This is a genomic window from Pedobacter terrae, assembly GCF_900100705.1.
Taxonomy (GTDB): domain Bacteria; phylum Bacteroidota; class Bacteroidia; order Sphingobacteriales; family Sphingobacteriaceae; genus Pedobacter; species Pedobacter terrae.
In genome coordinates this window covers 76,766-101,852 of the sequence record NZ_FNCH01000016.1, presented here as the reverse complement: position 1 = coordinate 101,852, position 25,087 = coordinate 76,766, and the positions used below count along the sequence as shown (strand labels likewise).

The 25,087-nt window shown below is 38.7% G+C and carries 22 protein-coding genes; 14 read left to right on the top strand and 8 right to left on the bottom strand.

What is annotated here, in order from left to right; genetic code table 11:
- The first annotated feature begins 116 nt into the window (after positions 1-116).
- Positions 117-569 (top strand): hypothetical protein, encoded by a 453-nt coding sequence (locus tag BLR60_RS18270; protein WP_143009107.1) that lies wholly within the window; start codon positions 117-119, stop codon positions 567-569.
- A 66-nt stretch (positions 570-635) separates the two neighbouring features.
- Here BLR60_RS18270 and BLR60_RS18265 read toward each other — a convergent pair whose 3' ends face one another.
- The 7 genes from BLR60_RS18265 to BLR60_RS18235 form a co-directional block, all read right to left on the bottom strand.
- Complete coding sequence (locus BLR60_RS18265; protein ID WP_090502431.1) at positions 636-1,154, bottom strand: DsbA family protein; 519 nt, start codon at positions 1,152-1,154, stop codon at positions 636-638.
- Between the two features lie 4 nt (positions 1,155-1,158).
- Positions 1,159-1,620, bottom strand: a complete 462-nt coding sequence (locus tag BLR60_RS18260; protein ID WP_090502429.1) for a redoxin domain-containing protein — start codon at positions 1,618-1,620, stop codon at positions 1,159-1,161.
- A gap of 65 nt (positions 1,621-1,685) precedes the next feature.
- Positions 1,686-2,603, bottom strand: a complete 918-nt coding sequence (locus tag BLR60_RS18255) for a DUF58 domain-containing protein (RefSeq protein WP_090502427.1) — start codon at positions 2,601-2,603, stop codon at positions 1,686-1,688.
- Between the two features lie 569 nt (positions 2,604-3,172).
- A complete protein-coding gene (locus BLR60_RS18250) occupies positions 3,173-4,390 on the bottom strand; it encodes a PQQ-dependent sugar dehydrogenase (protein ID WP_167354775.1) in 1,218 nt (405 codons plus the stop codon).
- 127 nt (positions 4,391-4,517) lie between these two features.
- On the bottom strand, positions 4,518-4,838 hold the full coding sequence (gene trxA / locus BLR60_RS18245; RefSeq protein ID WP_039482143.1) for a thioredoxin: 321 nt from the start codon (positions 4,836-4,838) through the stop codon (positions 4,518-4,520).
- Positions 4,839-5,005: 167 nt separating this feature from the next.
- Positions 5,006-9,439, bottom strand: a complete 4,434-nt coding sequence (gene dnaE / locus BLR60_RS18240; RefSeq protein WP_090502425.1) for a DNA polymerase III subunit alpha — start codon at positions 9,437-9,439, stop codon at positions 5,006-5,008.
- Between the two features lie 542 nt (positions 9,440-9,981).
- A complete protein-coding gene (locus BLR60_RS18235; protein ID WP_090502423.1) occupies positions 9,982-10,434 on the bottom strand; it encodes a lipocalin family protein in 453 nt (150 codons plus the stop codon).
- 145 nt (positions 10,435-10,579) lie between these two features.
- On the opposite strand from BLR60_RS18235, the gene mdh reads away from it, so the two are divergent.
- The 11 genes from mdh (at position 10,580) to BLR60_RS18180 (ending at position 20,470) form a co-directional block, all read left to right on the top strand.
- Positions 10,580-11,518 carry a malate dehydrogenase gene (gene mdh / locus BLR60_RS18230; RefSeq protein WP_090502421.1) on the top strand — a complete coding sequence of 313 codons (939 nt, stop codon included), beginning with the start codon at positions 10,580-10,582 and terminating at the stop codon, positions 11,516-11,518.
- A gap of 165 nt (positions 11,519-11,683) precedes the next feature.
- Positions 11,684-12,490 (top strand): helix-turn-helix domain-containing protein, encoded by an 807-nt coding sequence (locus BLR60_RS18225; protein WP_208600673.1) that lies wholly within the window; start codon positions 11,684-11,686, stop codon positions 12,488-12,490.
- 70 nt (positions 12,491-12,560) lie between these two features.
- Entirely contained in the window at positions 12,561-14,366 is a 1,806-nt protein-coding gene (locus tag BLR60_RS18220; RefSeq protein WP_090502419.1) for a S41 family peptidase, read from the top strand.
- Between the two features lie 56 nt (positions 14,367-14,422).
- Positions 14,423-14,851, top strand: coding sequence for an aspartyl protease family protein (locus tag BLR60_RS18215; protein ID WP_244155697.1), 429 nt, complete (start codon positions 14,423-14,425; stop codon positions 14,849-14,851).
- Positions 14,852-14,914: 63 nt separating this feature from the next.
- Entirely contained in the window at positions 14,915-15,358 is a 444-nt protein-coding gene (locus BLR60_RS18210) for a hypothetical protein (protein WP_090502417.1), read from the top strand.
- A complete protein-coding gene (locus BLR60_RS18205) occupies positions 15,339-15,734 on the top strand; it encodes a group III truncated hemoglobin (protein WP_090502415.1) in 396 nt (131 codons plus the stop codon). Before BLR60_RS18210 ends, BLR60_RS18205 begins: the two co-directional genes overlap by 20 nt.
- Positions 15,735-15,797: 63 nt before the next feature.
- Positions 15,798-16,331, top strand: coding sequence for an SRPBCC family protein (locus BLR60_RS18200; protein WP_090502413.1), 534 nt, complete (start codon positions 15,798-15,800; stop codon positions 16,329-16,331).
- Between the two features lie 409 nt (positions 16,332-16,740).
- On the top strand, positions 16,741-17,418 hold the full coding sequence (locus BLR60_RS18195) for a response regulator transcription factor (RefSeq protein ID WP_090502412.1): 678 nt from the start codon (positions 16,741-16,743) through the stop codon (positions 17,416-17,418).
- A complete protein-coding gene (locus BLR60_RS18190; protein ID WP_090502410.1) occupies positions 17,419-18,771 on the top strand; it encodes a sensor histidine kinase in 1,353 nt (450 codons plus the stop codon).
- A 257-nt stretch (positions 18,772-19,028) separates the two neighbouring features.
- Complete coding sequence (locus tag BLR60_RS18185) at positions 19,029-19,526, top strand: hypothetical protein (protein WP_090502408.1); 498 nt, start codon at positions 19,029-19,031, stop codon at positions 19,524-19,526.
- A 17-nt stretch (positions 19,527-19,543) separates the two neighbouring features.
- Positions 19,544-20,470 carry a bestrophin family protein gene (locus tag BLR60_RS18180; protein WP_090502406.1) on the top strand — a complete coding sequence of 309 codons (927 nt, stop codon included), beginning with the start codon at positions 19,544-19,546 and terminating at the stop codon, positions 20,468-20,470.
- A 580-nt stretch (positions 20,471-21,050) separates the two neighbouring features.
- Here BLR60_RS18180 and gyrB read toward each other — a convergent pair.
- The gene (gene gyrB, locus BLR60_RS18175; RefSeq protein WP_090502404.1) at positions 21,051-23,009 is read right to left on the bottom strand and encodes a DNA topoisomerase (ATP-hydrolyzing) subunit B; all 1,959 of its coding nucleotides are present in this window, start codon (positions 23,007-23,009) and stop codon (positions 21,051-21,053) included.
- 872 nt (positions 23,010-23,881) lie between these two features.
- Between gyrB and BLR60_RS18170 the strand changes: the two genes are divergently transcribed.
- Positions 23,882-24,481 (top strand): OmpH/Skp family outer membrane protein, encoded by a 600-nt coding sequence (locus BLR60_RS18170; protein WP_090502402.1) that lies wholly within the window; start codon positions 23,882-23,884, stop codon positions 24,479-24,481.
- A 103-nt stretch (positions 24,482-24,584) separates the two neighbouring features.
- Positions 24,585-25,061, top strand: coding sequence for a nucleoside deaminase (locus BLR60_RS18165; RefSeq protein ID WP_090502400.1), 477 nt, complete (start codon positions 24,585-24,587; stop codon positions 25,059-25,061).
- The last annotated feature ends 26 nt before the right edge of the window (positions 25,062-25,087 follow it).

Below are 25,087 nucleotides of genomic sequence, written 5' to 3'. Positions count from 1 at the left end.
CATGTATTGCAAAATACATGAGGTTTTTTTATTTAAATTTTGCAAAGCAATACACCTGCAATCGCTTTATCTCTAAAAAAGCCATAACTTACAGTTAATATTAACATAGTTAAATTATGCTCACCAAAGTATTAGGAATATTTATAATCGGCTGTTGCGGAGCTTTAAAAATGCCGCTTAAGGAAATAAGCAAAGCGGAAATGCAAACTAAAACCAATTTTGTTCAAAGGCCACAATCATCAAAACCGATGTTAAATGATACCACCAACAGGCGAAACACAGTTTACGTAAAAGATATTAAATATACACGCGATGGCGATTTGGGAACATTTGCCAAAATCACTTTCAAAAACACAACCAAAAGAACAATAACCGATATTTCATTTCTCTTGGATGGTAATGTGCCTAAAGGTTGTAATAAGTCTTACGAAATAAAGCAAAAAATTAACCTTAAACCTAATCAATCACTTACCATGTCCCAGCGTTTAGCCACAGATGATTGTGAGGCTCATGTGATTAAAAACATTCGAATCAGATATACTATAAATGTTAATTTTACGCTCGATTAAAAAGGCCTGCTTTATAAAATATTAAGTTTTTATATGAACAATTGATGCTACCTTACATCTTTTATCTTATTCAGCGCTTTCTTTAAGCATTTGGTAAAGATCTGATGCACCGCCATCGAATTTGGTTCCGTTTACATAAAATGAAGGGGTTCCGTTTACCCCACTCCTAACGCCGCTATCAAAATCATCTTCTATTTTTCGTTTGATCTCTTCTGCAGCACTGTCTTGTTGAAACTGTTCTAAATCTAAACCAATCGTTTCGGCCAATTCGTCAAACAGCTCACCATTTAGCCGGTATTGATTTTCGTAAAGTGCATCGTGCATTTCCCAAAACTTACCTTGTAAACCCGCAGCTTCTGCAGCAATAGCGGCAGGAAAAGCAAATTCATGTGCATTTGCCAAAGGAAAATGGCGGAAAACAAATCTGATCTGATGGCCAAACGTTTCCTCAATTTCTTTCATAATCGGGTAGGCATCTCCGCAATATGGGCACTGATAATCGCCAAATTCAACAATGGCAATACTTGCTGCATCATCTCCTTGAATATGATCCACACTATTTATTTCAGGTTTTAATGTACTCATATCTTTATTTCTTGCTTAATTCTTCCAGTGCATCCAAAATACCATCCGCACCAGGGTTAACGGCTACAGGTGATAAATAACTCCATGCAATTTTACCTTCTTTATCAATAACAAACAGTGCCCTTTTACTTTCGCCAACTTCATCATCATATACACCATAAGCTTTAGATATAGCGCCCTTTGGTTCAAAATCAGCCAGTAGTGGAAAATGTAGTTTTCTATTTTCTTCAAAGGCGAGGTGGCACCAAACGCTATCAACAGAAACACCAAAAATCTGTGCGTCATATTTGTTAAAATATTTTAGCATTTCGTTATAGAGTGCCATCTGGTCGCTGCATACAGGGCTCCAGTCTGCAGGATAAAAAGCCAGGATAACATTTTTGCCTTTAAAATCCTTAAGCTTTATTTTCTGATCGGGTGTAGCATTTAATTCGAAATCTGGTGCAGTATCGCCTTTTTGTAACATAATGGGAAGCTTAAAATTTAAATCATTTATAAAACAGTGTTTAAATCGTCTTGTTTGTAAAAAAATTAACCCAATTTTTGCCTTTTAATTAAATACGACTGGAGGATTGAATGAAAACCCCCGTTCATATCGGCATCAATTAAGTCGATTTTATATTGAGCACATTTTAGCGCAATCTCTTGCCGGTAAGTAGAAACTGCTGTTATATAATTCTCCTTTACCTGATTGGTGTGTACTTTAATGGCTTCTCCGGTTTCCATATCAATAAACTGGTACGGACGGTTTTCAAAATTAAAATCCACCTCTTTTGTTTTATCAACCACATTAAAAACCACTACCTCATGCTTATTGAATTTCAGGTGCTGCAATGCGTCAAAAAACTGATCGGTTTTACCGATATTGGCCTGGGTGTTAAACAGGTCGCTAAAGATAATAACCAAAGAACGCTTATGGATCAGTTCTGCCACCTGGTGCAGCGCCTCGCTTAAATTGGTCTGTGCATTTACCTTAGGTTTCTGCAACAGCTCTTCCAGTTGGGTAAATAAATATTTCTGATGTACCGTTGTCGATTTTGCAGGAGAATTGAACAAGATCTCATCGGTAAATAAACTCAGTCCAAAAGCATCACGTTGTTTCTTTAACAGGTACATTAAAGATACCGCAGCCTGTATAGAGAATACTAATTTGTTATTTTTAGGCTCGGGAAAGTACATGGATGAAGAAACATCTATTACAAACTGACAACGCAAATTGGTTTCTTCTTCAAAACGTTTGCTGTAAAGTTTATCGGTTTTGGCGTATAATTTCCAGTCAATATTTTTAACGTTATCTCCATTATTGTACTGCCGGTGCTCCGCAAACTCAACTGAAAAGCCATGAAACGGACTTTTATGTAGGCCGGTAATAAAGCCCTCTACCACTTGCCGGGCAAGCAATTCTAAATTACCATAACTTGTTTCGTTCTCGTAGTTTACAGCCTGCATATCGTAAAACTAATAAAAGATTTAGACAATACTTGTAAAACTGATCAGGTTTTGATGGCGAAAATATATTTTATTAATGAGCATCATGCTGAGGTGCATTAATATTTTTTAGGTAGTTTGGAAAGCAATTGCAGTACTTATAGGCTCCCGTAGTCCCGCCCCCCTCCTGCCCATCGGCATCTCGCTACGGTCGGGTTTAGGTTGCAAAGATGCTGCTACTATCCGTGGTAAATAAACCCGATGGGAGTGGTAGCTGCCAGCCTCGCGCGGGCACTGCAAACGGACAGCGGGACTAAAAGCCGCCATGAAAAACCGAGCCTACATTTCCTAAAAACAAAAAAAATATTTAAAACATAGAATCTCCAATGTATAGTTTATTATTCACGCTGAATTTATCTAAGTATCTTTTTAACAAGAAAGACCCTGAAATAAATCTGATAGCTAGCTATCGGATCAGGGTGGCGACGACTTTAATGACCATTAAATCCTACCTATGATGTTTCGAAATATAATAAAAAGACCTCGCAGCTTTGTGAAGCTGCGAGGTCTAAATAACCGATTAAAATTAATTACTTCTTTGCTATCTTGTATAAATGTCCGTTATCGGTTACCGAATAAAGTGCTCCGTCTTTTCCTTCTGCCATATCACGGAAACGTTCGCCTTTACCTTCCAGTAATCTTTCCTCGCCAACAATTTTATCATTTTTTATTACCAATCGGATAATATGCGAACCGCCTAAACCGCCTACAAATAAATTGCCTTTCCACTCGGCTATGCTGTTACTGTCATAAAAAGCGATACAACCGGGCGAGATACTTGGGTTCCAATAATAAACCGGTTGTTCCATTCCTTCTTTTTGTTGAATGCCATCACCAACTTTTTTTCCACTGTATTCTGTTCCGTAGGTAATAATCGGCCAGCCATAATTTTTCCCTGGTTTAATGATGTTCACTTCATCACCACCCTTAGGCCCAAATTCCGCCTCCCATAAATCACCGGTTTGTGGATTAATGGCTAAGCCGTCAGGATTACGTAATCCATAAGCATAAATTTCAGGTCGGGCATCGGCTTTACCTGCGAACGGACCATTTGCAACCGCTTTTCCCTCTGGGGTAAGGTGTAAAATTTTTCCCAATGACGAATTTAAGTATTGTGCCTGTATTCTGATATCGTTACCAGAACGTTCACCTGTACTTACAAATAAATTCCCGTTTTTATCGAAAACAATTCTCGATCCGTACTGAAGTTTGCCGGAGTATGCTGGTGTAGCGCGGTAAATAATGGTCTGGTTTTCGATCGAAGTTTCGTTTGCAGCCAATTTACCTTTGGCAATGGCCAATAAAACGCCTTTATCTTGTGGCTCAGCGTAAGCCCAATAAATCATTCTGTTTTTTGCAAAGTTCGGATCTATGGTTACATCCAATAAACCACCCTGACCAGACGGATCTACCTTTGGTAAACCAGTAATCTTTTTGCTTAGTTCCCCGTTGGCTTTTAAAATTACCATGGTACCTTGTTTTTGGGTAATTAAAAACCGGCCATCAGGAAGTACCGAAATTGCCCATGGATTTTCCAATTTCTCATTAATGACCGTAATATCTAATGGGGTTTTGGTTTTTACACCTGCAATCCTGGTCTGCCCGGTAAAAGCTGGCTTATAATCGGCAGATGGCGCATTGGTTTCAACCGGGTTTTGAGCCGATACACTAGCAATATTTGCACAGTTTGTGGCGAGGCCAGCCAATAAAATGGCTAAAGTTTTATTATTAAATAATTGAATAGACATGATGGTTAGTTTTTTAATTAAAGAAACAAAATTATGCTCGCAATAAAAAACCCAAATCCTTCATATGAACTTGGGTTTTAAATATGTTACAAGCCTCTCGGCATTGATCTATCTGCTTTAACTTAAATTAAGCCAATTGCTTGTTTAATTTCTCTGCTAATACCGATTTTGGAACAGCGCCAACTTGTTTGTCAACCACTTCGCCACCTTTAAAGTATAATAAAGCAGGAATATTACGGATACCAAACTGCATTGAAATTTGAGGGTTGTTATCAACGTTTACTTTTCCAACTACCGCTTTACCATCATATTCTTTAGCGATCTCTTCTACAACTGGACCCACCATGCGACAAGGGCCACACCATTCTGCCCAAAAATCTACTAATACGGGTTTATCTGATTTTAATACAAGCTCCTCGAAGTTTGCATCTGTGATTTCTAATGCCATAATTATTTTTTTTATGTTCAAATATATGTATTCAATTGTAATGCCACCAATTCTGTAATGCCAATTTGACATTATTTTGAGGTAGCAGCAGCGTGCAGAGCGTTTGGCGCATAACATACAAAGCCGTAAAATAAAACTTTCTATCCTTTGAACGCCGTGTCCTATGTTTAATTAAGCTTATAATTTACAACATTCATTCCCATTAATTGTTCTAAGAACTTATTGTTTGGGTTTATTTTTAAATTTTTAGAAGGCAAATCGAGCATAATCTGCTTTTCGCTATCAAAAACAGCAAAGTTAAGTTGACAGTTTTGCTGTTCAGAGTTTGCCTTATTGTCTGCTAATATGGCCTCAATTTCTCTCATTAACTGATCGTTAACGCGCTCAATAGGCACCTGAATCGTTAAACTCTTCGCTAATTTATCACGCAGTTCGGACATGAGGTTAATTGCCGTGATTTTAAATTCCCAATCGCCGGCTTTTCCGAAACGCTCGCCTACCCTACCCCTGATCTGCAAGAAATATCCTTCGGTTAAAAATGATTTAAACTTTAAAAAATCTTCACCAAACAAAGCCATTTCGCAGGCATCATCATAATCTTCAAAAACAAACGTTCCGAAAGGTTTACCTGTTTTGGTAATCCGTTGCGATGCCGTTACCACCAGGCCGCCTACGCAAAGCTCGCGGTTTTTCAGTTTTTCGAATTCGGCCAAAACCTCTTCGTTGCTATCGCCCATACGTACCTTATTGATGATACTGAGCTGCCGGACACTATTGGTACAAAATTTATCAAGTTCGAGTTTATAGTTATCCAAAGGGTGACCGGAAAGAAAAATCCCGATTGCATCTTTTTCATATTTCAACCGGTCCATCAAGGCCCACTCTGGTGAAACAGGCAAACTTGGCTCTAAAATAAGATCGGCTTTTGAGCCACCGAAGAGCGAAGCCTGCGACGTACTTTCATTATTCTGGAAATCGTTGGCATATTTAATAATTTTTTCAATGCCATTCATTTTGTCATTTGGACCAATATAAAAATACTGTGCCCTATGTCCACCAAATGCATCGAAAGCACCACTGTACACGAAACTCTCGTACGCTTTTTTATTCACAATACGCGTATTAGAACGCTTGGCAAAATCGTAAACACTGGCATAAGGTCCGTTGGCTGAACGTTCTTCGATAATACTTTCTACGGCCTTCTCACCTACTCCTTTAACTGCCGACATCCCAAAACGGACTTCGCCTTTGGCATTTACCGAGAATTTAAGATCAGATTCGTTTACATCGGGGCCTAATACGGTAACACTCATCTGGCGACACTCTTCCATAAAAAATGCCACCTGCTTAATATCGCTCATGTTATTGGATAGTACCGCAGCCATATATTCAGCCGGATAATGTGCTTTCAAATAAGCCGTTTGATAAGCAATCCATGCGTAACAGGTAGAGTGCGATTTGTTGAAGGCATAGGATGCAAACGCCTCCCAATCCTTCCAGATTTTCTCTAAAACAGTAGCGTCATGGCCTTTTTCCGAAGCTTGTTTCACAAACTTTGGTTTCATTTTATCCAAAACGTCTTTTTGTTTCTTACCCATAGCCTTCCGCAAAACGTCGGCCTCACCTTTGGTAAATCCAGCCAATTTTTGCGATAAAAGCATTACCTGCTCCTGATAAACCGTAATTCCGTAAGTTTCCTTTAAATATTCCTCGCAGGCATCCAGATCGTACTTAATATCTTCCTCTCCATTTTTACGGCGAACGAAACTCGGAATGTACTCCATTGGTCCCGGGCGGTATAAGGCATTCATGGCAATTAAATCGTCGAAAACCGTAGGTTTAAGCTCTTTCATGTATTTCTGCATACCCGGACTCTCGTACTGGAAAATACCAATGGTTTCACCACGCTGGAAAAGCTCATAGGTCATCACATCATCAATCGGGAAATTATCGGGATTGAGGTCGATGCCGTGCCTTTTCTTAACCAGTTTCACGGTATCCTTAATCAGGGTTAAGGTTTTTAACCCCAGGAAGTCCATTTTCAATAAACCGGCGCTTTCTACAACCGAGTTATCAAACTGGGTAACATATAAATCAGAATCTTTGGCTACCGATACGGGAACGAAATTGGTAATATCGCTCGGTGTAATAATCACACCACAGGCGTGGATTCCGGTATTCCGCAACGAGCCTTCTAAAACCTGTGCCTGCTGAATTGTTTCGGCACTCAGATCTTTCAGGCTGCCCAGGTTTTTCAGTTCTACTACCTTTTCATACTCATCAGGGCGTAAAGCATCCTTTAAACTTTTCTCGTCGAGGGTAAAGATTTTAGCCAGCTTCATGTTCGGGATCAGCTTGGCAATTTTATCGGCCTCAAATAATGGCAAGTCCAATACGCGCGCTGTATCGCGGATAGATGATTTAGCGGCCATGGTACCATAAGTAATAATCTGCGCTACCTGGTTGGCGCCATACTTATTAATTACATAATCCATTACACGGCCACGCCCCTCGTCATCAAAATCGATATCGATATCGGGCATGGATACACGATCGGGATTCAGGAAACGCTCAAAAAGGAGATCGTATTTAATCGGGTCGATATTGGTAATCCCCAGGCAATAAGCCACCGCTGAACCTGCAGCTGAACCCCTGCCCGGCCCCACCGATACATCAAGGTTACGTGCCTCGGCAATAAAATCCTGTACAATCAGGAAATAACCCGGATAACCCGTTTTTTCTATCGTTGCCAGCTCGAAATCCAAACGTTCCGTAATATCATCGGTTAGAGTTCCATAGCGGCGTTTCGCACCTTCGTACGTTAAATGCCTTAAAAACTTATTCTCCCCGCGTTTTCCACCATCGGCTTCATCTTCGGCAACCAAAAATTCTTCAGGAATATCGAATTTTGGTAAAAGTACCTCGCGTGCAAGTTTATAAATTTCAATTTTATCAAGAATTTCCTGAATATTTAAAATCGCTTCCGGCAGATCAGCAAAAAGTGCCTTCATTTCATCAGCCGATTTAAAATAGTATTCCTGGTTTGGCAATCCATAACGGTAACCACGGCCACGGCCTATTGGTGTGGCCTGCTTTTCACCATCTTTTACGCAGAGTAAAATATCGTGCGCGTTGGCATCTTTCTTATTTACATAATAAGTATTGTTGGTTGCTACCAGTTTTACGGCATGTTTACGGGCAAAAGCAATTAATGTTTCGTTTACACGGTCTTCATCTTCCTGTTTATGGCGCATCACCTCCAGGTAGAAATCATCACCAAACATTTCCTTCCACCAGATCAATGCTTCTTCTGCCTGGCTTTCGCCCATGTTTAAGATCTTATTGGAAATCTCACCACCCAGGTTACCCGATAAAACAATAATATCTTCTTTATATTGTTCTATAACCTGCCTGTCTATACGGGGCACATAATAGAAACCTTTGGTATAAGCTATCGACGACATTTTGGCGAGGTTATGATAGCCCTTTTTGTTTTTAGCCAGCAATACCATCTGGTAGCCATTGTCTTTTGCAGTACGGTCTAAATGGTTTGCACATACGAAAAACTCTACCCCCACTATGGGTGTCATCACCACCTCGTTAGGGCGTTCGCCGGCTTCTATTGCTGCAGCATTTTTGGCTTCTGCAGCTTTATTATGATTAAGTACATTGTTAACAAAGTGGAAAGCACCCATCATGTTGGCATGATCGGTCATGGCTACCGCGGGCATTTTCTGTGCAGCAGCGGCTTTTACCAGATCAGGAATGCTAATGGTACTCTGTAATACCGAAAACTGCGTGTGGTTGTGTAAGTGTACAAAGGTTGCGGCGGCAAGTTCTTGTTTGTTATCGGCAAGTTCCTGTTTAGAAATACCACCACCTTCGGTTTTTTGATGGCGTTTGCGGATTTCATCAGATGCAGCCTTTAAATTGATGTGTTTTAACCCAATGCCTTCAATTAGGCCATGGTTTACTTCCCTAAATCGAGGGAAATATTCTACATCAACCAGCAGTTCTTCTTTTTTAAAAACCTCTCTCTTAATCAGCTCCAGAAAACAACGCGTAGTTGCCTCCACATCGGCGGTAGCATTGTGGGCTTCATTAAAGGGTTCACCAAATAAATAGGAATGTAATTCGGTTAAGGTTGGTAGCTTAAATTTACCGCCCCTACCTCCGGGCAATTGCAAAAGCTGTGCGGTAACTTCGGTACAGGTATCTAAAACAGGCATTTCGGCCAGGCGGTTGGCTACACCGAAACGGTGGAACTCACAGCCCATAATATTCACATCGAAACCAACATTTTGCCCAACAATAAATTTGGCTTTATTTAAAACTTCGTTAAACTTGGCCAACATTTCGTCGAAACCGATACCTTGTTCCACTGCCAGATCCGTAGAGATCCCATGGATACGTTCGGCATCGTAAGGTATGTTAAAGCCCTCTGGTTTAACCAGATAATCCTGATGTTCAACCAATCTCCCCATCTCATCGTGCAGCTGCCAGGCAATTTGTATACAACGCGGCCAGTTATCCGTATCGGTAATCGGAGCATTGTAATTGCGGGGCAGACCCGTGGTTTCAGTATCAAAAATTAAGTACATATTGTGCAGCAAAGAATTAACCGTTGTAAAACAATAACGGTTCTTCAAAAATAAGGAATTCGAGGGTTGAAGTTGTCAGTAAATTATCAACAAAATGCGATAAACAAAGCTAGAAAATCGTCATCTCGACTGAAGTGCAACGGAATGCCTGCCCGTACAGGCGGGGAGAGATCTATCCAATCAGATTTCTTCTTTTTTTTGGAAATGTTGGGTTCGGTTTTTCATAGCGGTTTCCAGTCCCGCTTTTCGTTTTATTCCGATGAAGGATCGGAATGTTCACTGCAATCGGGTTTATTTATTATGTATAGTAGCATAGTCGGTGCCCCCTAAACCCGACAGCAGCGGCAGCGCCCGATTCTTCATCGGGCCTATAGCGAATGGCGGGACTGCATAAACCCAAACGCTTCCACAATTGCTTTCCATAACAAATTGATAAATCTTTAGCACTTAAAAAACAATGAAAAGATTCTTCGCTGCGCTCAGAATGACAAACACTTCATCATTATACAACGATAAACTGAAAACCGCCAATTGCCGACTTATCAAAAATGCTCCTGGCTCACCAACTCACTTACCTCGTATCCCTTTTGCCTGCACCTTTCTATAATATGCACTAATAAATCGGCTTCCATTTTTGGTTCACGGGCCATAATAAAAAGGTATTTTTCATCAGGATGCCCCACCACTACATAACTGTAATCATCAGCCAGCTCTATAATCCAATAACCGATTTTAAAAGGCCATAAAAACTGGGCTTTCATATCGCCATCAGCTTTTTCTTCGTCAAAAAACAGTTTTGATTTGATCGATTTTTCTTCAGGTTTTCCATCCTTATAATAAGTGGTATATACATCGAAATGATCATTGTCTGCCAAGGTGTAAGTTTCGGTAGTCTGTTTCCAATGTTTATCCATTAGGGTTGGAATAGAATATAAAGAATACCATTTTCCCTCAAAGGCTTTATAATTGATATTTGAAATGGGTTTGTTTTCCATAATTTGTTAGCACAAAATTTGCTGTTTAGTGCCTAATAAGTAAACTCCGATTAAATTATAAAGTTTTGAAATGCATTTTTAAACCTTATATTTATCTCTACCTTCGATAGGTATTTAACGAAAGCGAACCAAAAAACATAATTATATGAAAGTAACGGTTGTTGGCGCAGGCGCAGTTGGTGCCACTTGTGCAGATCATATTGCCCGCAAAGAATTGGCAAACGAACTTGTATTATTGGATATTAAAGAAGGTTTTGCCGAAGGTAAGGCAATCGACATGATGCAAACTGCAACCCTTTTGGGCTTCGATACCAAGATTACAGGGGTAACGAATGACTATAGTAAAACTGCGGATTCTGATGTAGTGGTAATTACTTCGGGGCTACCACGTAAACCCGGAATGACCCGCGAAGAACTAATTGGCATTAATGCAGGGATTGTTAAAGGTGTTGCCGAAAATATTTTAAAATTCTCTCCAGAGGCCATCTTTATTGTGATCAGTAATCCAATGGATACGATGACCTATCTGGCCTTAAAATCGTTGGGTCTACCCAAAAACCGCATTATTGGTATGGGTGGAACGTTAGACAGTTCACGCTTTAAATTCTACTTATCACAAGCGCTAAATTGTAGTCCGAATGATTTGCAAGGATTTGTAATTGGTGGCCATGGCGATACTACCATGATTCCATTGACCCGTTTAGCCACTTACCAAAGTTTACCAGTAAGCAATTTATTAGATAAAGCTACACTCGATCAGGTCGCTTCAGATACCATGGTTGGAGGCGCTACTTTGACAGGTTTAATCGGAACATCGGCATGGTATGCACCAGGTGCTGCAGGTGCGGCATTGGTTGAAGCCATTTTACGCGATGAAAAAAAACTGTTTACCTGCTGTGTTTCGCTGGAAGGCGAATACGGACAGGAAGATATCTGTTTAGGTGTACCGGTAATTATCGGCCGTAATGGCTGGGAAAAAATCATCGATTTTAAACTAACCGAAGATGAACAGGCGGCATTTAACAAAAGCGCTGATGCGGTAAGAAATATGAACAGTGTATTGGCAGAAATGAAGTTGGTTTAACCATCTATCTTTAATGATATCGTCACCCTGAACTTGTTTCAGGGTCTTTTAGTCAAGATAGATTTCTCCTCGCCTGTACCGGCAGTCCTGTCCGCACAAGGGGCATCCTGCATTGCTCCAATCGCGATGAAGATTATTTTCAAAACATTAAAAGAAGATTAGTCATTGAAAATCAGAGATGTAAACAACATACCGGCTGATCCACACAACATCAGTACCTATCATAAAATTCCGATTTTGGATGGTTTAGAGTTGTTAAACGCTAAAAAACATACCCTTGATTTTCCCTTCCACACACACAACAACTTTAATATTACGCTGATCTTAAATCAGACTTTTTATACTAAACTAAACGATAAATTTTTACAGGCACCGATCGGTACAATTTCAATTACCAATCCGAACGAAGTACATGCAACCCCCTGCGACAACAAGCTGGGCAACTCATTTTTTACGTTTTACGTTGCGCCTGATGTGCTCAAAACCTTAAACAAAGGCCATGATGTTTTTTTTGAAGATAAAATAATTTATGATCATGACCTGGTAAACCGCTTTCATTATTTGTCTGAACACTTTAACAATCCAGCACTCGATCTGGAAAAAGAGTTACTACATGTTCTGGAAAAATTGGTTGCCCGTTATGCCTCCAGTATGTATTTCAGTGATCAGAAAACAGTCTTGTTTCAAGATTTTATCAGCGAAAACCTAATGGAAAAATTTTCATTAGCAGACACCGCAAAACGTTTCGGATTGGATAAATATAAATTCCTGCGTTTGTTTAAACACGAAACCGGCTTAACGCCAAACAACTACATCCTTTTACATCGGATAGAAAAATGCAAAAAGCTCCTCGCTAAAGAAACAGATTTAATGGAGGTGGCTATCGAAACCGGCTTTTATGATGTGGCGCACCTATCAAGGCATTTCAAGAGATTTACCGGCGTAACACCATCCGAGTATAAAAGGGCTTAAATCCAGTTGCAATATCGTACAACGGATCAAGGTATTTAAGCTTTAATTTTGCTATCATATCTCACAAAAAATGAAAAAAGACAGCCTTACCATCCTTTTTAGTTTATTTTTCAGCCTCGCAGTACGTGCGCAGGTAAGTCAAAACCTTATTCCAATAAAAATAGATAAAACTACTGCCGATTTAAACATCAAACAGGGCGAAGAAACTTCGTTTAGCTTCCAGTTAAAAAAAGATTTTTACTATTCGATCACTGTTGAGCAAAAAGGAATAGATGTTACGGTAGCATTAAAAAATCATAATGGCAAAACCTTACAGGATGTAGATTCGCCAAATGGCCGGTTCGGCAGCGAAAAAATTGTCTTCTCACCAGATAGTACCGGCTATTTTATCCTTACGGTTAAACCGTTATCGGAAAGCACCAATTCAAAAGAGGGCAATTATTCAGTCGTAGTGCAAAATCCGCCAAAAAAATTAAAACAACTGAGCTACAAAGCCCTCGAACAGGATTTCAATATTCTGAAAAATGCTTTCATGGAAACACACATTGGTTTGTGGTACAATACCTACTCGCAATTCGATAGCCTATGTAATGTGCAAAAAAGCAAGATAAAAGATCAAATGAACGCTTTGGATTTTTATCAGATTGTTGCGCCTGTGGTTACCTATACCAAAGAAGGCCATTGCGCAATCCAGCCATCCGAAGAAACGAGTAATTACATCAGGCAACATGGCAGGTACTTCCCTTTTTTAGTCAAGATTTTGGATAAAAAAGTTTATATCCTAAACGATCTCGACAATTACCCAAGCAAAGGAATGTTGATTTCTAAAATTAATGGAAATAGCATTGAAAGCATTATGAAGAAGCTTTTAACAATTGAACCAGCCGATGGTTACAATACCACAAGCAAATACCGTTGGATAGAAACTGCATTTTCTAAATATTACCTGCGTTTCTTTGAACAACAGCCCAATGTCTTTGATATTGAACTAATTAACCCAAAAACCACTGAAAAGATTAACTATAACGGGATACAAGCTTTAAGTTTTAAGCAATACGGAAAATTCGCATCAAAAGAAACAAAATCTCTCCCAAATTACAACTATAAAGAACCAGCTACGTTGAAGATAGATACATTGAACAGCACGGCAACACTAACCGTTAATACCTTTTCTACCAGCAATTACACCGATGGCAGAAAAGGTTTTAAAGAATTTTTAGCGAAGAGTTTTCAGAACATTACCGATCGTAAAATAAAACATCTGATTATTGATATCAGGAAAAATGAGGGTGGTGCGCAAGCCATGGAAGATCACCTGATGTCGTACCTGGTAGACAAAGAATATCCAAAATATAAATATGCTGAAATTCCATCCTTTACCTATTCGTTTTTGGATTATACAGCCTATCGGGATAAAGAATCGCGCGATGATTTTGAAAAAGAGTTAAAAGAAGAATTTTATCGCAGTAACGATGGGCGTTACCTGGATCTCCCCGGAAAATATAAAAGTGACACCCCTCAAAACAACCATTTTAAAGGCGATTTGCATATCCTCATCAGTGGTTTATCATTTTCAGGAGGTTCTGAATTTGCCGCTTTAGCCAAAAACTATACCAACGCCCGTTTTGTCGGCGAAGAAACAGGTGGAGGCTATTATGGCAATACCAGCGGCTTTTTTATTAATTATACCCTGCCAAATTCTAAATTAACCGGCCGGATCCCACTCATCAAATTTGTTGTTGAAGAAAAACAAAATGGTATTCCTTTTGGTCGCGGTGTAATGCCTGATCATGAAATACAACCCAAAATTGAAGAATATTTAAGCGGCTATGATACAGAAATGGAATACGTAAAAACCATAATCAAAAACAAATAACGAACTCCTGACATGGTTTTAAGGTTAATTAGCCTAATTTAGGCTTCTAAATATTTATGATGAAAGCCATTTCCATTCCCTTAAAACTAATAAACTTACAAGACGATGGCTTCCACCTTTTAGTGGAAGTTGTTGTTTTTAAGGAAAGATATTTTGCCGTATTAGATACCGGTGCATCGCGGAGTGTTTTCGATAAATCATTGATCGAAAAACATGTATCAGAAACGCTTCAGGTAACTGATGAAATTAATGCCGCTACCCTTTTTACCACTACAACCACTATCCAGGCCACTATCCCCCAACTAAAAATCGGCGCCTTGAAAATCAATAATTACGAAACAGTAGCTTTTGATTTGCAATCGGTTAGCGAAACTTACCAACAGTTTGGCCACCCATCTATTATGGGTATTATTGGTGGAGATATCCTAATGCAATACAAAGCAGTTATCAATTACCAGAAAATGATGCTTAGGCTTTATAGATAGATATAATTTTCGTTTATGACGTCGATCATTTTTACTAAATCATTTTAAGTGATATTTGACCAGATGAAAAAGTTAATTGCAATTTTTTGTATTATTTTTTGGGCAGGATTAATGGGCGGAATTAGTTTTTTGGAAGCCCCATTAAAATTTCAGGCACCAGGAATTACCATCCCACTGGGTTTAGGTATAGGGCAATTGGTTTTTCAGGCATTGAATAAAATAGAGATTGTATTGCTCCTGATCATTTTAGCCTGCTCCTTACCGGCACCATTAAAAAACATAAGCAGTATTTTACTTTTCTCGATAACCATTCTATTAATGGCAGATACTTTTTGGTTATTGCCATTACTCGATGAAAGGGCAAAACTGGTTTTGGCTGGCCATGCTCCGATGAAAAGTTATCATCATATTTTGTATATCATTGTCGATACGATCAAATTCCTGTTATTGATTGCATTAGGTTTCTTAAATTTAAAATCACTGTACCATGAAAAAGGATATTCATAATAGGGCAGATATTATCGTTTTAGTGGATGCGTTTTACAAAAATGTTACGCTCAACCCCCAGATTGGCCCCATTTTTACCGATGTTGCCCAGGTAGATTGGGCACACCACCTACCTAAAATGTACGATTTTTGGGAAAGTATTCTTTTCGGAAAAGCCATTTATAAGGGGAACCCCATGCTTACCCATTTTGCGCTTAACGAACAAACGCCATTACAGTACGAGCAATTTGAGATATGGAAAAATCTCTTTTTCCAAAACGTCGACGATTTGTTTACAGGCCCCAATGCAACACTCATTAAACAAAAAGCTCAATCTATTGCCGATTTAATGCATTTTAAAATCAATTCTCCCTCATCGAAGATTAAAATTGTTTAGTTTTAATTGCTTTGAATTCAATTGCTTTCTTTATAAATTTAGTTAACCAAACTAAATTTATGTATGAAATTTTTCAAAATCTTTTTCAGCATTATTGCCGTACTGGCAGTAATTATTATTGGGGGTAGTTTTTTTCTGCCAAAAAGCTATTCTGTGAACCGGACTATAGCCATTCTTGCCCCAGACAGTATCATTTATAAGAACATCGCCGATTATCATGAATTCTACAAGTGGAATGCCTGGTCGAAAATGGATCCAAAAGCCAAAATAACCATTACCGGCACTGTTGCTCAGCCTGGCCACTTGTACCAATGGAGTGGAGAAAAAAGTGGTACCGGACAAATGCTGATCAATAAAGTAGAGGTAAATAAGATGGTTGATATGGAACTAAAGTTCATCAAACCTATGGAAAGCATAGCAGATACCCGTTTCGATATAGAAAAAGACGGAAACGGAAATAAAGTAACCTGGACCATGAGCGGAGAAAGCAAAGGAATAATTAATAAGTGGTTTGGCTTATTTATGGATAAAATGATTGGAAAAGATTTTGAAGATGGATTGAAATCACTGAAAGAGAAATCAGAGAAGGAGATTTAATTGCATTGACGACCATTCTACTGGAGTCTGTCAGTATTAGCTTGGTCGAAGACTTCTGAGTCAAATACTCTTTTTTTAGCCGCAGAAGCATGGAAAAGACGAAGTATTTTTGAAAAAATAGTTGTTCTGCTGATTGAATACCAAGTAAAGGCTTAACTTTATCTGATAGCTATCCGATCGGGATAACGTTCGCCCTGTAAACTTTGCATCATCAGTGCCTTAACTCCGTGATCTTTTGTGGTTAAAAAAAGCAATTAATGTTTGTAGGCTCCTGAAAAGAGCCTTTTCTATTCTTTTGAAGAACCCGGTCAAACAATTATCTCGGCTTTGGGTTAAAAAAGTATTAAAAGTCGCCTAACCATCAATTAATATTTTGTAATTTCCTACTTTTTAGATTACTTGCCGGCAAATGAATTTATTACTTGTAGAAGATGAACCAAGCGTTGTATCTGTAATTTCGAGAGGTTTAGCAGACGAGGGATTTACCGTAAGTATTTCTCCTGATGGTTTAATCGGAAAACAGATGGCCTTAGAAAATCAGTTCGACCTGATTATTCTTGATATCATGCTACCTGGAATAAACGGATTGGAACTCTGCAAAATTATTAAGGAACAAAAGCCAAATACACCTATTATTATGCTTACGGCTTTGGGCACTACCGAAAATGTGGTAAACGGGTTGGATAACGGCGCAGATGATTATTTAATAAAGCCATTTAAATTTGCTGAACTTTTTGCAAGGATCAGAATGCTTTTAAGGCGATACCATGGCGCAGTTTCTCAAGATCAGATTATTTCTATAGGCGACCTGCAGCTAAATTTAAGTGCAAAAACCGTAAAACGAAACCAGCAGGAAATTGTACTGACGGCAACCGAGTATCGGCTATTGGAGTACATGGCCAAAAACAAATCTAAAATTTTATCACGGATAGACATTTTAGAAAACGTTTGGGACATTGATTTTAACCTGGGCACCAATGTGGTTGATGTTTACGTCAACTATCTTCGCAAAAAAATAGATAAAAATGCTGATCAAAAGCTTATCCATACCGCGGTAGGTTTAGGTTACATCTTAAAGGAAAAATAAATGGAGATAGCCAAGAAAATCACTTTACTCTTTGCCATTTTATCGGCAGTTATTATCTCCCTATTAAGTGGTTTTGTCTGGTATTTCTCTAACAAATTCGCCTTCGAAGATTTTTATAAACGTTTAGAAGCCAGGGTTAATATTGCGGCTCAGATTAAACTTTACGAAGACGATAACAATAAGGTTTATGCGAAAATGCGCAACAGATACCTGGAGCGCTTGCCATCTGAAAAAGAGTACATCATTGAAGCAGGCAAACCAACCAATAAATTAGACCGCGAATTACCCGAAAGTTTTTTTAACCGGATACGTGCAGGTTACGTAGCCCGCTATCGTACGGAGAATCACTTTTATGCCGGCAAATTCTTTAAAAATTCGAATGCAGGATATATCGTCATCGTTTCTGCAAATGATCCTGTTGGCTTCCGCGAACTAAAAGACCTGCAAAGAATTTTGGTTATTGGCTTTTTTCTATCTGTAATACTGTCATTTGTGGTGGGGTGGAAATTTTCCAATTACATGTTAATGCCCCTTCGAAATATCATTAAAAGTGTAAAAAGAATAAAAGCTGAAAATTTACATTTAAGGTTAGATGTTAAAAAAGGAAATGATGAAATGTCGCAATTGGCCCAAACCTTTAATAACATGCTCAACCGTTTAGAAACGGCTTTCGAGACGCAGAATAATTTTATCAGCAACGCCTCTCATGAATTGAGAACACCTTTAACCATTATTAGCGGTGAGGTTGAACTGGCCATGAAAGACATAGCGGATACGACCAAACAGGAAAAAGCATTATCAAAAATTAAAGATGAAGCAGATAGATTAGAACATATCTTAACCAGTTTATTGGGTTTGGCACAATCGGGTTTCAATGGAAAAAACCAACCATGGGAGGAAGTCCGGATGGATGAATTGTTATGGGAAATTAAAGATTCAGTAAACCAGGTACATCCCAACAGTAAAATAGAGATCGATTTCAGTAAACTTCCAGATGATGATGAACTGCTTTCGCTGCGCGTAAATAAAAATCTGATAAAACTGGCTATTAGTAACATTGTAAACAATGCCTGCAAATATTCCAACGAGAATTTGGTAAGCATTAGTATAGAAAGTAATGCCAATATGCTTTCCATCTCGGTAACCGATCGCGGTATCGGCATTCCACAAACCGATATCCAACATATATTTGAGCCTTTCTACAGGGCATCGAACACCAATGATTTTAAAGGATATGGGGTTGGTTTGCCACTTTCCCTAAACATTATCCGTTTGCACAGGGGTAGTATTGCTATTAAATCGCAAGAAGGCGTTGGGACAGAAATTAAAGTTTTGTTACCGGTATCAGGTTAATTGTTTAAATCTTTTAAACTGGTTAATTGTAAATTAGCCTTAACAATAGCACAAATCTCAACAACATAACAATTCATCAAGCAGTTTAAATCATACCCTTGGCTTCCGTACAAATGAACTAATGCCTGATGAACTACGCAACTATTCTAAAAAGGAGTGCATTCTAATCTCGTTCTAATCTCGCTCTTATTTCGCTATAATAACATCAGGCTAAACTTGTATAAATAATATTTCATTCATTTAAACAAGATATAAAGATGAAAACAGTATTAATCCCCACAGACTTTAAATTAGAAAGTATTAAAATTATTGATGCGCTTGTTCAACATCAGAAAAATGAAATATTAAATATCATTTTTGTACATGCTTTTAAATTATCTGATTCCATAACTGATATGTTAATGTTGAGTCGCCGCAGCCGCGATTATGAAAATGTTAGCGACGAATTCTACCAGCAAATCAATCAGGCTAAGGCAAAGTATCCTACTCAGATCAATACCATTGGGATCGAATATTTTTATGGGAGTACAGTAGCGGCTTTTAAAAATTTTATCGAAGCTTTTGATGTAACATGTATTGCCTACTTAAAGGGATACAACTTTACACCCATCAACAAATATAGCATTGACCCTAAAGTATTGACAGAACGTGCAGGCTGTGAAGTAATTCTACTAAATACTTTGACCGTTCATACCAATGAAAATTTAATCGACACAAAAATACACGAAACGCAGTTGCAAGAAGCAAATTCTTAATTATCAAATTTTATATTATGCTATTACGAAATAATATTCCGCTCACTTATATATTCGGAAAGATCAAAAAAGAACTTCTGTTTGTTATTGGTTACTCCATAGGTATTGTGATATTGTACGAGAACTTTCATGTTACCCGTATTTCTATTCCTGTTGCAGTACCCGCCCTATTAGGAACAATCATTTCCCTTTTACTGGCATTTCGTTCTAACCAGGCCTATGATAGATGGTGGGAAGCGAGGATTCTTTGGGGTGCTATTGTTAACGATTCGAGAACACTGTCGCGCCAGATTTTATCTTTCGTAGAAAACCCTTATGGATTAGATGAAATTGAAGAATTTAAGGCCAAATTTATTAGACGTCAAATTGCCTGGTGTTATGCCTTGAGCCAGGCATTGCGAGGTTTTAATCCACGAAAAGGCCTGGAAGAATACCTTTCAGCAGAAGAATTCGAGTTCATCAAAAAACGTAAAAATGTAACGGCAACCATCTTAGAGTTGCATGCTATGGATTTAAAAAAGGCATTACTGGAAGGCTGGATCAATAAATACCAGCAGATAGAAATAGACAAAACAATAACGGGCTTATGTAACCATATGGGCGGATCGGAAAGGATTAAAAACACCGTTTTCCCGGTAACCTATAGCAAGTATATTAACATGTCTATCCATTTATTCATTGTATTGTTACCTTTTGGGTTAATCGAATACTTTGGTTACATGGAAATTCCATTGGTGGTTGCCATAGCAGCATTCTTTTTATTGGTAGAGAAAATGGCCGTTCATCTTCAGGATCCTTTTGAGAATAAGCCTACAGATACCCCAACTACAACCATCTGCAGAACTATTGAACGCGATCTTTGCCAGATGTTAGACGATAATAAAATCTACGAGGACAAGCCTCAAACAGAATTGGCGCAAGTGGGATCGTATTACATTTTGTAAGTCCTACAAAGCCTAAAAATAAGTCTCTTTACTGAGATGGTTAGTTAAGCGCAATGGCTTGCTCTTTGGATAAAGTGTGACCATTTGCCATAGTGTATAATATAGAGCCATTCATTTGAATGGCTTTGTTTTTATATAGTCAGATGTTACCATCTAACGTACTATTAACCTGAACTCGATTAAAAATCCAGTTTTAAATGGTCCCTGTAAAATATCTTCAATTCAGAGCCGTCACCTGGAATTTATTTCCGGGTCTTTCATGCTAAAAAGTTGCTGACCACGAAGTAGCTATTAGACCTTTTAACTAATGAAAACTGCTAATAAAATAAATCCGATAGCTTATCGGATCGGCATGACGAATAGAGCGAAATCAATCGACTTTAAAGCACTGTTTTTAACAAATAATTATCGAATTCAGGTTATTAATGTGAAAAATCCGATGTAGTTTAAGCTATAAATTTTATACCACCATCACCTCCAGCCTCAGTTAGAGAAACTAACGCCACAAAGAACAAAACCCTCCCCAAGTTTAACTTGAAGAGGGTTGGTATATTAAAGTTACCTAAAAGAGATTTAGGAGTTAAGCATCAATTTTAGCATATTTCGCATTACGCTCGATAAATTCTCTACGTGGAGCAACTTCATCACCCATTAACATAGAGAAAGTATGATCACATTCTGCTGCACTTTCGATTGTAGCCTGCATTAGGGTACGTGTAGCGGGATTTAATGTGGTATCCCAAAGTTGCTCGGCGTTCATCTCACCCAAACCTTTGTAACGTTGGATGTGTACACTATCTTCTTTACCAGCACCTTTTAAACGTTGTACAGCTGCATCGCGCTGTATGTCATTCCAGCAATATTCGAACTCTTTACCTTTCTTAACCTGATAAAGTGGTGGAGATGCAATATAAACATAACCAGCTTCAATTAAGGCCCTCATATAACGGTAAAAGAAGGTTAAAATCAACGTGGTAATGTGCGACCCATCAATATCAGCATCCGTCATGATCACAATTTTGTGGTAACGGAGTTTGGTTAAATTTAAAGCTTTGTTATCTTCTGGTGTACCAATACTTACCCCAATGGCGGTAAACATATTTTTAATCTCGTCGTTTTCGTAGATCTTATGCTCCATTGCTTTCTCCACGTTCAAAATCTTACCTTTTAAAGGCAAAATAGCTTGAATGTTACGATCACGACCTTGTTTAGCGGTACCACCCGCAGAATCACCTTCAACCAGGAAAATCTCACATCTTTCAGGATCACTATCAGAGCAATCGGCTAGTTTACCAGGTAAACCTGATCCACCCATTACACTTTTACGTTGTACCATCTCACGTGCTTTACGTGCCGCAGCACGGGCAGTGGCCGCTAAGATTACCTTATTGATAATCATTTTGGCTTCTTTTGGGTTTTCTTCAAGATAATTACCTAAAGCCTCTCCTACCGCAACATCAACCGATCCCATTACCTCGCTGTTTCCGAGTTTGGTTTTGGTCTGTCCTTCAAATTGTGGTTCCTGTACTTTTACCGAAACAACTGCGGTTAAACCTTCTCTAAAGTCATCACCGGTAATTTCCATTTTTACGTTCTTTAACAAACCTTCCTTATCGGCATAGTTTTTTAAAGTACGGGTTAATCCCCTACGGAAACCAGCGATGTGCGTACCGCCCTCGTGGGTATTAATGTTATTTACGTAAGAGTGAACATTTTCTGCATAACTGTCATTGTACTGGAAAGCCAGTTCAACAGGAACACCATTTTTAATCCCTTCAATATAAATTGGCTCAGCCAGAATAGAGGTACGTGTATCATCTAAAAAAGCGACAAACTCTTTTAAACCACCTTCTGAATGGAAAGTTTCTGAAAAGAAAGTACCATCTTCCAGTTGCTCACGCTCATCAGTAAGCGTTAATTTAATCCCTTTATTTAAAAAAGATAACTCACGCAAACGGCCGGCTAAAGTATCGTATTTGTATTCGGTAGTTTGGGTAAAAATGGTAGCATCCGGAGTGAATGTTACAATCGTACCGCGTTTATCAGTAGTTCCAACTTCCTTAACATCATACTGCGGAACACCAATTTTATACTCCTGCATCCAGATTTTACCTTCGCGGTGCACTTCTGCTTTTAAATCTGTAGACAAGGCGTTAACGCAACTTACCCCTACACCGTGCAAACCTCCGGATACTTTGTAGGTATCTTTATCAAATTTACCACCTGCGTGTAAAACCGTCATTACGATTTCAAGCGCAGATTTATTTTCTTTTGTATTAATTCCGGTCGGAATACCACGACCATTATCTTCAACCCTGATGGAGTTGCCTTCTAAAATGCGAACATCAATGGTATCTGCATGACCGGCTAAAGCCTCATCAATAGAGTTATCTACAACCTCATAAACCAAGTGGTGCAAACCTTTTACACCAGTATCACCTATATACATTGAAGGACGCTTACGCACCGCTTCTAAACCTTCTAAAACCTGTATATTATCTGCCGAATAATTTGACTTTAAATCCTGTTCTTCGCTCATATTTTAATTAAAAACAATAAGTATCAAAAATACGGAAATTTTGCCACTTAAACTAATATGTGGATAATTTTCGGACTGTTAAGCGATTGAGGCAAAAGCCTCTGCCGTTGGATTAAAAGGGGTTTGAAAAGCAAAATCAGCATTCCAATCCATGTCTCCTCCCGCTTTCCATTATAAGTCCCGCTGAAGAAGCGGAAGCTTTCCATTTCAATCGGGTTTAGGGGGCCAAATTGGTGGTGCAGTTGAATGGATTATCCACAAAACGTTCCCATGGAACGAAGTTTTGACGGGCATGCGTCTCAATAGGACTTTTTTTTCACAATAGCAAAAATCGCCCTGCCAATGAGGCTAGTGATGATGAAAGGGTTTTAATCAGGGATAAGCCAGATCTGCATTGCATCATTTTTATATCTGGTTAAAAAATGATGTTACCTGCGCAAAGGACTTAATTAATAACATGCCACAGTATTTTTTAAAAAATAATACTTGCCTGCCGTCCCGTTAGGGACGACTCATAGGTAGCCAATTGTTTAATTGGCGTTTTCATTCCGTAGGAACGTTTGGTGTTTTAAAATTTGCTATAGCTGCCCTGCAACCCCAAATAGTAGCACATGCTGCGCCACCTAAACCTGATGGAAGCGGACATGCAATAAAGCGGACAGCGGGACAAGCAACCGTTTGAAACACAACCATTGCTTTTCAAATCAATGCCATCCAGATTGAGGGATTGGCGTTAGGCGCTTAGCGATGAGTAAATTAAACGCTTTACGCCCCGCGCCAAACGCAAAACACCCTTCTATAATAATAGGCCTTTCTTTAAATTGCATATCAAAACTAATTTATATAAGTTTGCTAAAATTTATTAAACAAGAATGGAAAGAAGAACCTTTAAAACCTTTGGTTTACTTGCAACGGCAACTTTGATAACTGCTTTCTCTGCATGCCAGAACAAAGACACTAAAACTACTGAAACTAAAAAAACAGAGGGTACTACTGCACCGGTTTCTCCAACTGAGAAAATTGTGTATGTAAACTCCGACTCGTTACTTACAAAATATGAATACTTCAAAGCTCTTAAAGTGAAATTTGAAGGTAAAAGCAAAAGCGCTCAGGCAGACATGCAGGCTAAAGGTCAGGCTTTTCAAAGAGAGGTGGCACAATACCAGCAATCGGCACAAACCTTATCGGCCGATCAACGTAAAAGTACTGAAGAGCGCTTAGCCCGTAAACAACAAGAGTTACAAACTTACCAACAAAATGCTGGTGGTGCTTTACAGAATGAGCAAGCTGCTGAAAATGAAAAACTTTATGATAAAGTAGCGGATTACCTGAAAGGTTATGCGAAAGAAAAAGGTTATAAAATGGTATTAACTTACTCTAAAGGTAACAGTTCTATTTTATTTGCCGACGAAAGTTTAGATGTTACTTCTGAAGTAATTAAAGGCTTAAATGCTGAATATAGTAAAAAATAGACTTATAGATATTTAAATCTGAATGCCCCGACAAAATCGGGGCATTTTTTTTGTGCTCTAATTTCAGACAATCAGGGGAGCTATTAATCCAAATAGAATAAACATGGAAAAACAACACCAGGAGTATATGCAAATGGCCATTAACCTATCGGTACAAAATGTAAGCGAGTGCATTGGCGGGCCATTTGGTGCGGTAATAGTAAAAGATGGTAAACTGATTGCCAAATCGGCTAATAAGGTAACCTCAACCAACGATCCAACGGCACATGCAGAGGTTTCGGCCATCAGACTGGCTTGTACGGAATTAAATACTTTTGATTTAAGCGGCTGTGTAATTTATACCAGTTGCGAACCCTGCCCGATGTGCTTAGGTGCCATTTACTGGGCAAAAATTGACACCATTTATTATGCAAATACCAGAGCCGATGCTGAAGATATTGGTTTCAGTGATAAATTCATATATGAAGAGCTTGATAAGCCAATGGAAAACAGAAGCCTGCCAGTGATTCAGCTGATGCGCGATGAAGCTTTAACAGCCTTTAAATTATGGGAAACATCGCCAATGCGGATAGCGTATTAGATAAGAAAAGGTGCCGGTAATCCAGC

Bases quoted from the DNA above. Each gene is read 5' to 3' on its own strand.
- BLR60_RS18195 (WP_090502412.1), top strand. From the start codon at position 16,741: ATGAATTTATTACTTGTAGAAGATGAACCAAGCGTTGTATCTGTAATT.
- BLR60_RS18220 (WP_090502419.1), top strand. From the start codon at position 12,561: ATGAAAAAAGACAGCCTTACCATCCTTTTTAGTTTATTTTTCAGCCTC.
- BLR60_RS18205 (WP_090502415.1), top strand. From the start codon at position 15,339: ATGAAAAAGGATATTCATAATAGGGCAGATATTATCGTTTTAGTGGAT.
- BLR60_RS18180 (WP_090502406.1), top strand. From the start codon at position 19,544: ATGCTATTACGAAATAATATTCCGCTCACTTATATATTCGGAAAGATC.
- BLR60_RS18185 (WP_090502408.1), top strand. From the start codon at position 19,029: ATGAAAACAGTATTAATCCCCACAGACTTTAAATTAGAAAGTATTAAA.
- BLR60_RS18255 (WP_090502427.1), bottom strand. From the start codon at position 2,603: ATGCAGGCTGTAAACTACGAGAACGAAACAAGTTATGGTAATTTAGAA.
- BLR60_RS18235 (WP_090502423.1), bottom strand. From the start codon at position 10,434: ATGGAAAACAAACCCATTTCAAATATCAATTATAAAGCCTTTGAGGGA.
- BLR60_RS18200 (WP_090502413.1), top strand. From the start codon at position 15,798: ATGAAATTTTTCAAAATCTTTTTCAGCATTATTGCCGTACTGGCAGTA.
- BLR60_RS18165 (WP_090502400.1), top strand. From the start codon at position 24,585: ATGGAAAAACAACACCAGGAGTATATGCAAATGGCCATTAACCTATCG.
- BLR60_RS18170 (WP_090502402.1), top strand. From the start codon at position 23,882: ATGGAAAGAAGAACCTTTAAAACCTTTGGTTTACTTGCAACGGCAACT.
- gyrB (WP_090502404.1), bottom strand. From the start codon at position 23,009: ATGAGCGAAGAACAGGATTTAAAGTCAAATTATTCGGCAGATAATATA.
- BLR60_RS18215 (WP_244155697.1), top strand. From the start codon at position 14,423: ATGATGAAAGCCATTTCCATTCCCTTAAAACTAATAAACTTACAAGAC.
- BLR60_RS18190 (WP_090502410.1), top strand. From the start codon at position 17,419: ATGGAGATAGCCAAGAAAATCACTTTACTCTTTGCCATTTTATCGGCA.
- BLR60_RS18265 (WP_090502431.1), bottom strand. From the start codon at position 1,154: ATGAGTACATTAAAACCTGAAATAAATAGTGTGGATCATATTCAAGGA.
- trxA (WP_039482143.1), bottom strand. From the start codon at position 4,838: ATGGCATTAGAAATCACAGATGCAAACTTCGAGGAGCTTGTATTAAAA.
- BLR60_RS18270 (WP_143009107.1), top strand. From the start codon at position 117: ATGCTCACCAAAGTATTAGGAATATTTATAATCGGCTGTTGCGGAGCT.
- dnaE (WP_090502425.1), bottom strand. From the start codon at position 9,439: ATGTACTTAATTTTTGATACTGAAACCACGGGTCTGCCCCGCAATTAC.
- BLR60_RS18260 (WP_090502429.1), bottom strand. From the start codon at position 1,620: ATGTTACAAAAAGGCGATACTGCACCAGATTTCGAATTAAATGCTACA.
- BLR60_RS18210 (WP_090502417.1), top strand. From the start codon at position 14,915: ATGAAAAAGTTAATTGCAATTTTTTGTATTATTTTTTGGGCAGGATTA.
- BLR60_RS18250 (WP_167354775.1), bottom strand. From the start codon at position 4,390: ATGTCTATTCAATTATTTAATAATAAAACTTTAGCCATTTTATTGGCT.
- mdh (WP_090502421.1), top strand. From the start codon at position 10,580: ATGAAAGTAACGGTTGTTGGCGCAGGCGCAGTTGGTGCCACTTGTGCA.